This window comes from Xanthobacter sp., assembly GCF_041911315.1.
Classification (GTDB): Bacteria; Pseudomonadota; Alphaproteobacteria; order Rhizobiales; family Xanthobacteraceae; genus Xanthobacter; species Xanthobacter aminoxidans.
On record NZ_JAYRPE010000082.1, the window covers coordinates 1 to 12,682 of the forward strand.

The window sequence follows — 12,682 nt, forward strand, 5'->3', positions numbered from 1 at the left end:
CCACGGCCGGGGTGCTGGCCGGTGGCCTCCTCGCGGCTGTGGCCGGGCCGACGCTGGCGGGTTTCGCCGAAAGCCTCGCCGCCCCCTTCTTCCTCGTCGGCGCGGCTGCGCTGGCGGCGCTGGCGCACACCTGCTCGCTGGGCGTCGCGGTGATGCTGGCGGACGATCCGACCTCCACCTTCCGCCCCAAGGTGACGGCGCCCCTCTCGGCCATCGTCTGGCCGACGCTGGTGGCCGGCACGGCGTGGTTCGGCATGAACGCCGTCATGTCCGGCGCGCCGCTGGCGCTGGTGGGCTGCGGCATCGGCGGGGCGGCGGTGTTCGGCTTCATCGCTTTGCACGTCGCGGCCATGTATGCGCCGGCCGTGCCGCTGGCCCTCGCCGGGGACCGCCTGCCGCCGCTGGCCATCGCGCTCACGGGTGTCGTTCTCGTCGCCATCGGCGTGCCGCTGCAGCGGCTCGCGACGCCGGAGAGCATCACGGCGGCGCTGATCTGCGTCGGCGCCGGCTGGTCCGTCGCCACGGTGGGGGCGACCGCCTGGATCTACCAGTCCGGCCAGCCGAGCCGCCTCGCTTTGGCGCTGCACGACGGCGGGCTGTTCGCCCTCGCCATTTGCGGCGCGCTCACCGGCTACCTGCTGGCCTGAATCGTCCCGGAGCGGTAGGCAGGGGAGACGAACCCCGGAGCCCCGCCTTGACCCATCCCTTCGCCCTCGATGGACAGACCGCCCTCGTCACCGGCTCGGCCTCCGGCCTCGGCTTCGAGATGGCGCTGGCGCTGGCGCAGGCCGGCGCCCATGTGCTGGTGAACGGGCGCCATGCCGAGCGGCTCGGCGCCGCCGTCACCGCCATCATCCGCAAGGGCGGCAAGGCGGAACCCTTCCTGCTCGACGTGTTCGACGCGGAGGCTGTGGATGCGGCCATGGCCAAGGCCCCGCCCATCCACATCCTCGTCAACAATGCCGGCGCCCGCGACCGCCGCGCCTTCCTCGACATGGAGGATGCCGACTTCCGCCGGCTGGTGGACATGGACCTGCTGGCCCCCGCCCATCTCACCCGGCAGGTGGCGCGGGGCATGGTGGCGCGCAAGGCGGGCGGGCGCATCATCAACATCACCTCCATCGCCGGTCCGCTCTCCCGCGCCGGGGATGCCGCCTACACCACGGCGAAGGGCGGGCTGGAGGCGCTGACCCGCGCGCTCGCCGCCGATCTCGGCCCGCACGGCATCACGGTGAACGCCATCGCCCCCGGCTACATGCTCACCGCGGCCAACGAGGCGCAGTCGCGCGACCAGACGCTGCGGGAATGGCTTTCGCGCCGCACTTCGCTCGGCCGCTGGGGGCATCCGGAGGAGGTGGCGGGGGCGGCGGTGTTCCTCGCCTCGCCGGCGGCGTCCTACATCACCGGCCAGATCCTGGCGGTGGATGGGGGCTATATGGCCCACTTCTGACGTATGGCTCAGCGCACCCAGAAGCGCGGCATGAACAGCACCAGCACGGTGAGGATTTCCAGCCGCCCCAGCATCATGGCGGCGGTCAGCAGCCACAAGGCGGGATCGGGCAGGCCACCGAAATTGGAGGCCGGCCCCACCACAGGACCGAGGCCCGGCCCCACGTTGGCGAGGCAGGCGATGGCCGCCGAGAAGGCGGTGCGCAGATCGAGCCCCATCGCGTTCAGCGCCACGCCCACCAGGAAGAAGGTGAGGAGATAGAGGAAGACGAAGGAGAGCACCGAGCCCACAACGTCGTCAGACACCGGCGCCCCACCATAGCGGATGGGGAAGATGCCGGCCCGGAACGAGATGCGCTTCAGGTGCTGGCGGATGGCCTTGGCGGTAATGGCGAGCCGGAGCGCCTTCAGCCCGCCCGAGGTGGAGCCAGTGCAGCCGCCGAGGAACATCAGCACGAAGAAGAGGGCATCCGAGAACGGCCCCCAGTTCGTGTAGTCCACCGACATGAAGCCGGTGGTGGAAATGAGCGAGCTGACCGTGAACAGCGCACTGCGCAGCGCCATCTCACCGCTCGCGATGCCCTGCAGGCTCTGCTGGGCGAAGGACAGCAGCGTGAACACGCCGACGATGGCGAGGAAGACCCGTACCTCGGGATTGGTGAACAGCCGGCTCGCATCCCCCGACAGCGCCCGCACATAGAGCGGGAAGGGCAGGGCCGCGGCCAGCATGAAGACGATGGCCACATAGTCCACCGCCGGGCTCGCGAAAACCGAGAGCGAGGCGTCCGAATTGGCGAAGCCGCCGCTCGACAGGGTGGACATGGCGAGCGTCACCGCATCGAACGGCTTGAGGCCCGCCGCCAGATAGCACCCGGCGCAGATGACGGTGAGCAGCACGTAGGCCTGGAGCAGGCGCTTGGCGATGCTGCCGGCGCGGGGCAGGAACTTGTCGGACTTGTCGGAGGATTCGGTGCGGAACAGCTGCATCCCGCCGATGGAGAGCACCGGCATCACGGCGATGGCGATGGCGATGATGCCGATGCCGCCGAACCAGTGCAGCAGCGCCCGCCACAGCAGGATGCCCGGCGACATGGCGTCGAGCCCCGACATGACGCTGGCGCCGGTGGTGGTGAGGCCGGACATGCTCTCGAACATGGCCCGCGTGAAGGAGAGGCGGGAAGACCCCCACATCAGCGGCAGCGCGGCGAACACCGAGAGCACCACCCAGACCGAGGTGGTGAGCACGAAGGCCTGGCGCAGATCGAGCTTGCGGGTCAGCTGGCCGCGCCCGGTCATCCACAGGAGCACGCCGACGAAGATGGTGACGGCGGCCGAGCCGACGAAAGCCGCGCCCGCGAACGTCTCCCGGCTGTTGGCGCGGGCGGCGAAATCGGCCACGGCGGGTGCCAGCATGGCGGCGCCGAGGATGGCGAGCAGGATGCCGAGCGTGGCCGCGACCGGGCGCAGGCTGAGGACCGATACGGCCTCGGCCTCCACGGTGGGAATGCCCGCGTGCATGATCTCCCCTCTCGCCCGGTTCGCTGCAACGTCAATAAAGGACAGGGGCCAAAAAAAGCTAAAGCCGAAAAGGCCAAGGCCGAAAAAGGTTAAAGCTGAACAGGTTTCCCCGCCCGGCCTGCGCCGGGCGGATGGGTGGGGTCAGTTGAGGACGCGGCGCACGTCCGGCACGTCCAGGGAGAAGGCCGGGATCTCGATGGAGAAGGCCTCCCCCGTGTCGGTGACCATCTCGTAGCGTCCGCGGATGATGCCGGTGGCCGTGTTGAGCGGCACCCCGCTCGTGTATTCGAACCGGCCGCCGGGCGGCAGGGTCGGCTCCTCGCCGACGACGCCGGCCCCGTGCACCTCCTCGGTGCGGCCGTTGGCGTCGGTGATGATCCAGTGGCGCGCCTTGAGCTGCACCGTCTCCTGGCCCAAATTGGCCACCTCGATCGTATAGGCCCAAAAATGACGGCCCTGGTCGGGCTCCGACCGCTCGGCCACATAACGCGGCGTCGCGGTCACCTGAATATTCCGAGTGATGGCGCGGTACATACCCGCTCGACCTCCTCACACCGCGGGAGAAAATGCCCCCGCGGCGCATAGTGAACCTGCGTTGTCGCCCGCGCGCAACAGGACATGGTGCGGCGCGGCAGTCCGTGCGGCACGACGCCTGCAATCACAAGGCTTCGGCGGCTCCGGTCAGGTCGGCGATCAGGTCGTCGGCGTGCTCGAGGCCCACGGAGAGGCGCAGGAGGCCGTCGGAAATGCCCATCTCCGCCCGCGTCTCCGGCGTGAATCGCTGGTGCGTGGTGGTGGCGGGGTGGGTGATGAGGCTCTTCGCATCGCCCAGATTGTTGGAGATGCGGATGAGCCGCAGGGCGTTGGCGAAGCGGAAGGCGCCGGCCTTGCCGTCCTTCACCACGAAGGTGACGAGGGTGCCGCCGCCCTTCATCTGCCGCTTCGCCAGTTCCGCCTGCGGGTGATCGGCGCGGCCGGGATAGATCACCTTTTCCACGCCCGGCAGGGCGGCGAGGGCGTCGGCCACCTTGCCGGCGCTCGCCTGCATGCGCTCCACGCGCAGGGCCAGCGTCTCCAGCCCCTTCAGCATGATCCACGCATTGAAGGGCGAGATGGAGGGGCCGGTCTGGCGCAGGAAGGTCTGGAGGTGGTCGGTGACGAACTGCTTGGAGGAGAGGATCACCCCGCCGAGGCAGCGGCCCTGGCCGTCCACATGCTTGGTGGTGGAATAGACCACCACGTCCGCCCCCAGCTCGAACGGATGCTGGAGGAGGGGGGTGGCGAACACGTTGTCCACCACGAGGCGCGCCCCCGCCGCGTGGGCGATCTCGGCCACCGCGGCGATGTCGATCAGGTCCAGCGTCGGGTTGGTGGGGCTTTCGAGGAACAGGATCTTGGTATTGGGCTTCACGCCCGCCTTCCAGGCGTCGAGGTCGCCGCCGTCGATGAGCGTGGTCTCGACGCCGAAGCGGGGGAGGAAGTCCTCCAGGATCCAGCGGCAGGAGCCGAACAGGGCGCGGGCGGCGAGCACATGGTCGCCGGCGGAGAGCTGGCACAGGAGGGCGGCATTCACCGCCGCCATGCCGGACGCCGTGGCGCGCGCCGCTTCCGCCCCTTCGAGCAGCGCCATGCGCTCCTCGAACATGGCGGTGGTGGGGTTGGAATAGCGGGAATAGACGAAGCCGGGGTCCTCGCCCTTGAAGCGCGCCTCGCAGCTTTCGGCGTCGTCATAGACGAAGCCCTGCGTCAGGAAGAGCGCCTCGGAGGTTTCGCCGAAGGGGGAGCGCGTCGTCCCGCCATGGACTAGCCGTGTTTCCGGGTGGAGTGTAAGGGGATCGCGGGGGACGAACCGGGGGGGCTTTGGCGCCACGGACATGACGGTCTCCGAGGGGAGGCCGAGGGGACCGGACCGGGCGTTCGCCATATGCGCAGACGGAGCTGCCGCACAGACGGACCGACCTTGTCGTCTCCCCGGCCTTTTAGCATGGTTGTTTAACGTGGCTGCAAGCCGGCCGGCTCAAATTCTCCACGGCCGCACTAAAGAGCGGGGCCCCCTTGGCGTCAAGGGCTCCGTCCGGTAAATCGAACAAAAAGGACGGGAAAGCGGATATGACGATGCGTGCCACGGAGCATCTGAAGCCCGGCATCCTGCCCGCAGAGGCGATCGGGGCGCTGAAGGCGTCCGGCGCCATCGCCTGCCGCAAGGCGCTGGACGACGACCAGATCCAGCCGGCAAGCCTGGACCTGCGCCTCGGCCGCACCGCATGGCGGGTGCGCGCGAGCTTCCTGCCGGGCGCCGGCGTCTCGGTGAAGGAACGGCTCGGCGACCTCGCTTTGCATGATTTCGATCTCACCAAGGGCGCGGTGCTGGAAACCGGCTGCGTCTATCTGGTGGAACTGTTCGAGCGGCTGAAGCTGCCGGCGGATCTGGCCGCCGCGGCCAACCCGAAGAGCTCCACCGGGCGGCTCGACGTGTTCGTGCGCGTCATCACCGACGGCGCGCGGGCCTTCGACACCATCCCGGCCGGCTATAACGGCCCGCTCTATCTGGAAATTTCGCCGCGCACCTTCCCCATCCTGGTGCGCACCGGCTCGCGCCTGTCGCAGGTGCGGTTCCGCCGGGGCGTGTCACGGCTGTCCGATCTGGAGCTTCTGAATCTCCAGACCGCCGAATGCCTCGTGGATGCGACGAGCCCGGATGTGGCGGCGGGCGGCATCGCATTGGGGGTGGACCTCGCCGGCGATGCGCTGGGCGGGCTCATGGGCTTCCGCGCCAAGAAGCATACGGGCGTGATCGACGTGGACCAGGCGGGCGTGCTGGACGTGGCGGACTTCTGGGAGCCCATCCATGTCCGGCCGGACCGCCCGGCCAGCCTCGTGCTCGATCCCGATGCCTTCTACATCCTCGCCTCCCGCGAGGCGGTGCATGTGCCGCCGGACTATGCGGCGGAGATGGTGCCGTTCGATCCGCTGGTGGGCGAGTTCCGGGTGCATTATGCCGGCTTCTTCGATCCCGGTTTCGGCAATCCGGCGGCCGGCGGGCGCGGTGCGCGAGCGGTGCTGGAGGTGCGCTCCCGCGAGGTGCCGTTCATTCTGGAGCACGGGCAGACCGTGGGCCGCCTCGTCTACGAGCGCATGGCCGCGCGCCCCCACACGCTCTATGGCGCCGACATGCGCTCCCACTATCAGGGCCAGGGGCTGAAGCTCTCCAAGCACTTCAAGCCGGTCGCGCTCTAGAGCGCGATCCGAGCGGATTAGCATCAACCCGCTCCGTGAGTCGCCCTCTGAACCCAGAGTGGAGAACGCGCCGGCTCGTCCTTGGAGCGCTCCGTTGCGCGTGTCGACGGGGCCACCGCTAAAGAAAGCCGCAGCGGGCGCCAGACACGGCTTGCGCATGACAGGTCAGCGCGAAATGGTCGCCTTCCACTTTCCGGCAGCTTTCGACCAGGCGCAATTGTAATCGCCGGCGATCATATTGCCCTTTACGGTTCCGGTATATTCGCAGCCGGCCTTGCCGACGCCGGGCCCGGACGTGTCATCCCGTGTGATCGAAACGACATTTCCACTCACGGTCATCTGAAGACTGGCGCGGACAACGCGATTGTCTTTGGTCCAGACGGCCTGAAATGTGTTGGACCGGCCGACGCGCGTCCACACGCCCTGCCATCCGGCTTCCTGTTCGTTCCAGATTGTGCCCAGATCGACGGGAGTCTGGGCGTTGGCCAGATGCATTCCCGCAGTCGTAAGCGCCATCACGGCGACCAAATTGCAAACGCCAGCCCGCGTCATCATCTCCCCCCATGGGTGATGGCCGTGGCACCCCAATTTTGCCCGGCCGTCACCCCGATTTCGACTGTACAGCCACGTGGACTGCGGGCAAGGCTGGATCTAAGGCGCTGGCGTGGCCGGGGCGGCCCCCGCAGCGATCATGTCTTCCTTGCGCCACGGCTTGTCGCGCAGGCCCGCATTGAGTTCGCGCAGCGGCCTCAGCAGCGCCTCCGAATAGGCGAGATAGTCCGCCACCAGCGGCAAAGTTTCCCTGAGCTTGGCGTCGTCGGCGAGGCCGAGCACGGTGGAGACGGCGGCGGCCACGGCGGGATTGGCGGCATCGGCGCTGCCGGCGCCGGCCTCCCCCAGCACCACCTCGAAGGCGGTGAGGGTGCGCGAGCGGGCCGCCTCCACCACGGTCACGAGTTGCTCCGAGGGGTTCGCGGCGGCGAGGCGGTGGGCCACGTCCTCCATGAGGGCGAGATAGGTGATGAGCACGTCGAGGGTGGAGACGATGTTGGCCACGTCTCCCGCCGAATGGCCGAACACCTGCTCGGCGCCGAGATTGGGCAGGCGCAGGCCGAGGGAGCGGACATCCCGCACCAGCGCCGCGACACTGGTCGTCTCGCCGGGATGCGGCCACCACGATGCAAAGGCCGCCCGGCAGCGCCGGAGCAGCGCGCGCACCTCGGGCCGCACCTGATCGGTGAGGTAGACCGGCAGCACGATGAACGACACCGCCAACGCCACCGCCGCGCCGATGGCCGTCTCGTAGACGCGGGCGACCATGCCCTCCGGCCCGAGCCCGGAGATGATGTGAAGGCCCAGCACCACCGAGAGGCCGACCGCGGCGGAGGCGATGTCGTAACGGTCCTTCTGGGTCACCACGGCGATCATCTGCGCCAGCATGCAGAAGCCGGCCATGACCCAGATCTGCCCTTCCAGCGCGAGGAACAGGCCGAAGCCCAGCGCCACGCCGATGAGCGTGCCCACCGTGCGATAGCGCACCCGCATGTAGGTCTCGCCCACGCTGTTGCCGATGACGAACATGACCGTCATCGTCGCCCAATAGGCATGGTCGAGATGGACGATGAGGTCGAACGCCGTGGTGATGGCGGTTGCCATCGCCCCCTGGCAGGCTACCCGGTAGGGCGCGGAGAGGATCTGGCGGCCGTCCGGCGCCTTCACGAAGAGGGGGATCGCCCTGGGCGGCGGGGGCAGGGCGTCCTGCTCGTCATCGGGATGGGGCGGCGGGAAGGGCGCCATCTCGGCCGCCGCGATGCCGGTGACCACCATGGAGAGGCGATCGAAGGCCGTGAGCGCCCGCAGAAGCGCGAAGCGCGCCTCGCCGGGCAGGTCCGGCGAGAAGGCAACGAGACGCAATTGCGCCACCGCGCGCTCGAAGCGCTCTTCCGCATGGACATCGGAGACATCCACCGCCTCCAGCCGGCGGGCGATGTGGTCGGCCGCGGCGGCGAAGGGCTGGCGCCAGTCCACGGTGTCGGGCGTCTTCTGCGGCACGCAGCCGGCGAGAAGCTGCACCGCCACGCGCAGACGATAGAAGCGCACGCGCAGCTGCTCGAAATCGGGCTGGGCGGCGGGGTCTTCCGCAATGGCGTTGGCGAGGGCGTTCCAGACGCGCCCGCGCAGGTGCTCCAGAACCTCGGACGCGTCCGGCGGGAAGGGATGATTGTCGCGTACCGCCGCCGACAGCTCGCGTAGGTAGGTGGCGACAGCGCTCTGCATGTCGAGGGTGGTGTCCACAAAGGCATTCACCGCCGACGGCCGCCACGGCGAGAGCCGCACCGCCGCCGCCACCAGCGCCCCCTGGCAGAAGGCGAGGAGCAGCATGGCCGCCTCCATCCGCGTCGGGCGGATGATGGTGCCCACCGTCGCCACCACGATCAGCGCGAGGCCGAGGCGCTGGCCGTCCATGCCGGAGCGCCTGAGCGCCAGCGCGATGAAGGACAGCGGGATCAGCAGCAGCTTCTGCACCATGTCGTTGGCCGCGCCGTTGCCGGGGCCGATGGCGGTGAGAAGCACGAGGAAGGCGACGGAGACACCGAACAGGCGCAGCATGGTGCGCCCTTCGGCGGCGGCGCTGGCGCCGGGATTGAACGAGATCATCACCAGCGCGGCGCAGCCGGCCATCATCGGAAAGGTGGTGTCCATTCCCAAGCGGAACCCCACCGAGGTGGCGTAGCCGGTGGCGATGACGATGACGAAAGAGATGCCCAGTGCGAGCGCGCGCGTGGTGTCGATGCCACCGGGATCGTGGTCGGCCAGCCAGTGCTTCACGCGGCGGGCGAACGGCTCGCGCGGACGGTGGCGGGGCGGGGCAAGGGGTTCCATCGTGCGGGCTCGGCTGTTCCTGTCGGGCGGGACGGTGGATGACGAAAGAATTTGGCCTAAGCGCGGTCGCCTTTTCGCAGGCGGGCCTGACGGGGGCGGGTCTGATGGGGATAGTGTGCTCTGGTGGTCAACACGGAGACCGGACGGCGTGTCACCCTTCAAACTCTACTGCTTCGCCCAGTCGGGCAATGCCTATCGTGCCGCCCTCATGCTGGAGCTGTGCGGGCTCGCCTGGGAGGCCCGGTTCGTCGACTATTTCAACGGCGAGACCCGCACCGAGGCCTACAAGCGCGACGTGAACGAGATGGGCGAGGTGCCGGTGCTGGTGGATGGCGCGCTGAAGCTGTCCCAGTCGGGCGTGATCCTCGACTATCTCGCGAAGAAGACAGGCCGCTTCCTGCCCGACGACGAGGAAGGCCGGCGCGAGGTGTTGCGCTGGATCCTCTTCGACAACCACAAGTTCACATCCTACTTCGCCACCCTGCGCTTCATGGTCGAGCTGCGGGGCGAGGGCGAGAACGAGCTGACCGCCTTCCTCAGGACACGCGCCAACGCGGCCTATGCGGTCGCGGACAAGCACCTGCAGGCTTCCGACTTCCTCGTGGGCGACGGGCCCACCATCGCCGACATCTCGCTCGCCGGATACATCTACTATCCCGAGCGGGCGGGCGTGGTGGTGGAGGATTATCCCGCCCTGGCCCGCTGGGCCGGCCGCATCGCCGCTTTACCCAGGTGGAAGGCGCCATATGAGCTCATGCCCGGCCATCCTCTGGTCATCGCCGAGACGCTCTGAGCTTCAACTTTCCGCCGATCTGCTCTAAGCGGATGCGGCAGTGCACAAGCGCCGAACCGCGGCGCGGCAGGTGAAGGCGCCGGGAACGGCGGGTGAACGGGAACACGTTCATGGCGGGTGAGACGACGGCGCGGGTCACAGAGCTTTATGCGGCGAAACTTGCCGCTGGGGAAATCTCGGAAGATCCGGCCCAGGCCGAAGTGGTGAACGAGTTCGCCCGGCTGGAGCTGGAATTGCGGCAGCGGGCGCTGGCGCAGAAATCCTCGGCGCTCGGCTGGCTGTTCCAGCGCCGAGCCCCGGTCCAGCCCAAGGGCATGTACGTCTACGGCAAGGTCGGCCGCGGCAAGACCATGCTCATGGACCTGTTTCTCGACGCGCTGCCGGCCAAGGGCAAGCGCCGGGCGCATTTCCACGAATTCATGGGCGATGTGCACGAGCGCATCTTCCGCGAGCGGCAGGCGCAGAAGCAGGGCGAGCGCAAGAGCGCCGACCCCATCGCCCCGGTGGCGCAGGCGCTGGCCGACGAGGCCAAGGTGCTGTGCTTCGACGAATTCCACGTCACCGATATCGCCGATGCCATGATTCTCGGCCGGCTGTTCGAGAAGCTGTTCGCCGACGGGGTGGTGGTGGTGGCCACTTCCAACGTCGCGCCGAAGGACCTCTATGCCGGGGGCCTCAACCGCGCGTTGTTCCTGCCCTTCATCGGCGAGATCGAGCAGCGCATGCGCGTCATGTCCCTCGATTCCCGCACTGACTACCGTATGGAAAAGCTGGAAGGCGTGAGCACCTGGCACACGCCGCTCGGCCCGGCCGCCGACGCGGCGGTGGCAGCGGCCTGGCGACGTCTCGCCGGCCCCACCGGCGGCAAGCCGGGGGAGATGCTGCTGAAGGGGCGCAAGCTCGCCATCCCCGCCATGGGGCAGGGCGCGGCGCGCTTTTCCTTCGCCGACCTGTGCGAGGCGGCGCTCGGTCCGAACCCGGATTATCTCACCCTCGCCCGCCAGTTCCACACCATCGTGCTGGAGCACATCCCCATTCTCGGGCCGGACCAGCGCAACGAGGCGAAGCGCTTCATCTCGCTCATCGACACGCTCTACGACGCCAACGTGAAGCTCATCGCCTCGGCTGCCGCCGAGCCGGAGCAGCTCTATCTCGGCACCGAGGGGGCGGAGGCGTTCGAGTTCGCCCGCACCATCTCGCGCCTGCACGAGATGCGCTCGGACGAATATCTGGCCAAGCCCCACGGCCGCACGGATTCGGTGGCCTCCGGCAACACCACGGGTCTGGTCGAGACCTGAGGCTTATCGTTCGGTGAAGAAGGTCATCACCACCTTGTCCTTCTCGCCCACGAGGCAGAGGAAGCGGTGGGCCTTGTCCGAGCGGTCGCGCTTGATATAGGCCTCGCCCATCAGCACGGCGGTGATCTTCTCCTGCCCCACGGTCGCGTCGGCCTTGGCGATGGTGAGGCCGTCCATGTCGATGAAGATGTCGTCGACGGAGGGCGAGCGGGCCTTGAGCCGCGCCATCGCATGGGCCTTGCAGGCGGCGGCGCGCTCGGCATCCTCGGGGGCCTCGGCCTCGGCGTCCTTGAGCGCCTCCTCGGTGACGGTCTGTTCCGCCCGCGCCTTCAGCGCATCCCCCGGTTTTGGCGCGGCCAGCGGCGGCGCGATCTGGGGCGAGACGACGGGCGATGTCGCCGGTGCGGGCGCGGCCGTGGCGGGCGCGGGGCGCGAGGGGAGGGGATCGGCCGGGGCGGCCTGCTGCGCCAGCGCGGGGCCGCTCAGCAGCGCACCCGCGAGGAAGGCTCCCGCAAGGACGGGACGGAAGAGGCGGATTGGGCGGGCAGACGGCATTGTGTCCTCCGGATGGTTTCGGAGGACAACGCAGGCGCGGCCATATGGTGCCGCCGCGCCTCTGCTTTCGGTGAACCCTATCTTACGTGCCGGCCGGTGAGGGCATAGCAGAAGGCGTCGAGCATCTCGGCCTCGGCTTCCTTGAGCGAGCCGTCGGCGTTGATGACGCGCATGCCGGCCTTCAGCAGGGTGGCGATGGCCTCGGTGCCGCTCTCGAACAGGGTGTCGAGGGAGGTTTCCACGGATTCGGGCGTCGGCCGCAGGCGGGCGACCCAGGCGGCAAGGCGCTCGCGCTCGGCGCCGGTGAGGTCGATCTCCTCGGCGGCGCAGGCGCGCTCGCAGAAGAAGACCATCTCCTCCACCTCCGCCGCGCCGATCTCCCGGTCCGCCCGCGCCAGGGCGGCGAGGAGCGCGATGCCGGCCTTGCGGATGACCATGCGGATGCGGTCCCAGCGCTGGTCCTCGGGCTCCTCGGGGGCGACCACCTCGGCATCCTTCGGCCAGATAAAGCCGAAGGTCTCGTAGAAGAAGCGCGACAGCGGCTCGCGCTTCGCCCCGTCGAGGTCGGTCACGCCGGTGATGCGGTCCACCCGGAAGGCGCGCGCCGCCTGCCGCTCGTGGCATTTGGCGATGAGGATGGGCACGCCCTCCACATTGCGCTGCACCGCCCACACCGAGATGCGGCGGTGGCTGATGTTGCCCGCATGGTCCACATAATCGATGGCGAAGGACTGCCCGTCGGCGGGGTCATGGTCCTCCGCAGCCCCGGCGGCGAGGGTGTCGTGGGGGTCGTCCTCGGGCACCGAAAGGCGGTGGGCGTCGGTATAGAAGGGGGCGCCGATCATCTCGACCCGGTCGAGGATGAAGGACTTCAGCGAGGTGATGGCGTTCATGGGGGCGCTCACATTGAGGCCGACGGTTCACGCATCGGGCCGACGACGGTTCTCCC

At 68.9% G+C, this 12,682-nt stretch carries 11 protein-coding genes, 1 pseudogene and 1 riboswitch; of the genes and pseudogenes, 5 read left to right on the plus strand and 7 right to left on the minus strand.

Annotated features, from left to right (window positions below; translation table 11 throughout):
* Both ACE3QW_RS23085 and ACE3QW_RS23090 read left to right on the plus strand, forming a co-directional pair.
* A pseudogene (locus ACE3QW_RS23085) lies at window positions 1-647 on the plus strand (hypothetical protein); the annotation flags it as partial.
* A gap of 47 nt (window positions 648-694) precedes the next feature.
* Window positions 695-1,450, plus strand: a complete 756-nt coding sequence (locus tag ACE3QW_RS23090; protein ID WP_374254289.1) for an SDR family oxidoreductase — start codon at window positions 695-697, stop codon at window positions 1,448-1,450.
* A gap of 8 nt (window positions 1,451-1,458) precedes the next feature.
* Here ACE3QW_RS23090 and ACE3QW_RS23095 read toward each other — a convergent pair whose 3' ends face one another.
* The 3 genes from ACE3QW_RS23095 to ACE3QW_RS23105 form a co-directional block, all read right to left on the minus strand.
* Window positions 1,459-2,967, minus strand: a complete 1,509-nt coding sequence (locus ACE3QW_RS23095; RefSeq protein WP_024277460.1) for a TrkH family potassium uptake protein — start codon at window positions 2,965-2,967, stop codon at window positions 1,459-1,461.
* Window positions 2,968-3,108: 141 nt separating this feature from the next.
* On the minus strand, window positions 3,109-3,501 hold the full coding sequence (apaG, locus tag ACE3QW_RS23100; RefSeq protein WP_024277461.1) for a Co2+/Mg2+ efflux protein ApaG: 393 nt from the start codon (window positions 3,499-3,501) through the stop codon (window positions 3,109-3,111).
* A gap of 124 nt (window positions 3,502-3,625) precedes the next feature.
* Entirely contained in the window at window positions 3,626-4,843 is a 1,218-nt protein-coding gene (locus ACE3QW_RS23105) for an O-succinylhomoserine sulfhydrylase (protein ID WP_029557090.1), read from the minus strand.
* An 83-nt stretch (window positions 4,844-4,926) separates the two neighbouring features.
* A riboswitch (SAM riboswitch) is annotated at window positions 4,927-5,007 on the minus strand.
* Between the two features lie 69 nt (window positions 5,008-5,076).
* Between ACE3QW_RS23105 and ACE3QW_RS23110 the strand changes: the two genes are divergently transcribed.
* Entirely contained in the window at window positions 5,077-6,204 is a 1,128-nt protein-coding gene (locus ACE3QW_RS23110; RefSeq protein ID WP_029557091.1) for a 2'-deoxycytidine 5'-triphosphate deaminase, read from the plus strand.
* A gap of 165 nt (window positions 6,205-6,369) precedes the next feature.
* Here the strand turns inward: ACE3QW_RS23110 and ACE3QW_RS23115 are convergent, their stop codons facing one another.
* Complete coding sequence (locus tag ACE3QW_RS23115; RefSeq protein WP_051679015.1) at window positions 6,370-6,699, minus strand: hypothetical protein; 330 nt, start codon at window positions 6,697-6,699, stop codon at window positions 6,370-6,372.
* Window positions 6,700-6,855: 156 nt separating this feature from the next.
* On the minus strand, window positions 6,856-9,087 hold the full coding sequence (locus tag ACE3QW_RS23120) for an FUSC family protein (protein WP_250167653.1): 2,232 nt from the start codon (window positions 9,085-9,087) through the stop codon (window positions 6,856-6,858).
* Between the two features lie 148 nt (window positions 9,088-9,235).
* On the opposite strand from ACE3QW_RS23120, the gene ACE3QW_RS23125 reads away from it, so the two are divergent.
* The gene (locus tag ACE3QW_RS23125) at window positions 9,236-9,880 is read left to right on the plus strand and encodes a glutathione S-transferase family protein (protein ID WP_374254293.1); all 645 of its coding nucleotides are present in this window, start codon (window positions 9,236-9,238) and stop codon (window positions 9,878-9,880) included.
* A gap of 110 nt (window positions 9,881-9,990) precedes the next feature.
* Window positions 9,991-11,178, plus strand: coding sequence for a cell division protein ZapE (gene zapE, locus ACE3QW_RS23130; RefSeq protein ID WP_374254295.1), 1,188 nt, complete (start codon window positions 9,991-9,993; stop codon window positions 11,176-11,178).
* A 3-nt stretch (window positions 11,179-11,181) separates the two neighbouring features.
* On the opposite strand, the gene ACE3QW_RS23135 is transcribed toward zapE, so the two are convergent.
* Together ACE3QW_RS23135 and ACE3QW_RS23140 are read right to left on the minus strand one after the other, a co-directional pair.
* Window positions 11,182-11,733 carry a hypothetical protein gene (locus tag ACE3QW_RS23135; RefSeq protein WP_374254297.1) on the minus strand — a complete coding sequence of 184 codons (552 nt, stop codon included), beginning with the start codon at window positions 11,731-11,733 and terminating at the stop codon, window positions 11,182-11,184.
* 77 nt (window positions 11,734-11,810) lie between these two features.
* On the minus strand, window positions 11,811-12,626 hold the full coding sequence (locus ACE3QW_RS23140) for a WYL domain-containing protein (RefSeq protein ID WP_029557096.1): 816 nt from the start codon (window positions 12,624-12,626) through the stop codon (window positions 11,811-11,813).
* Between the last annotated feature and the right edge of the window lie 56 nt (window positions 12,627-12,682).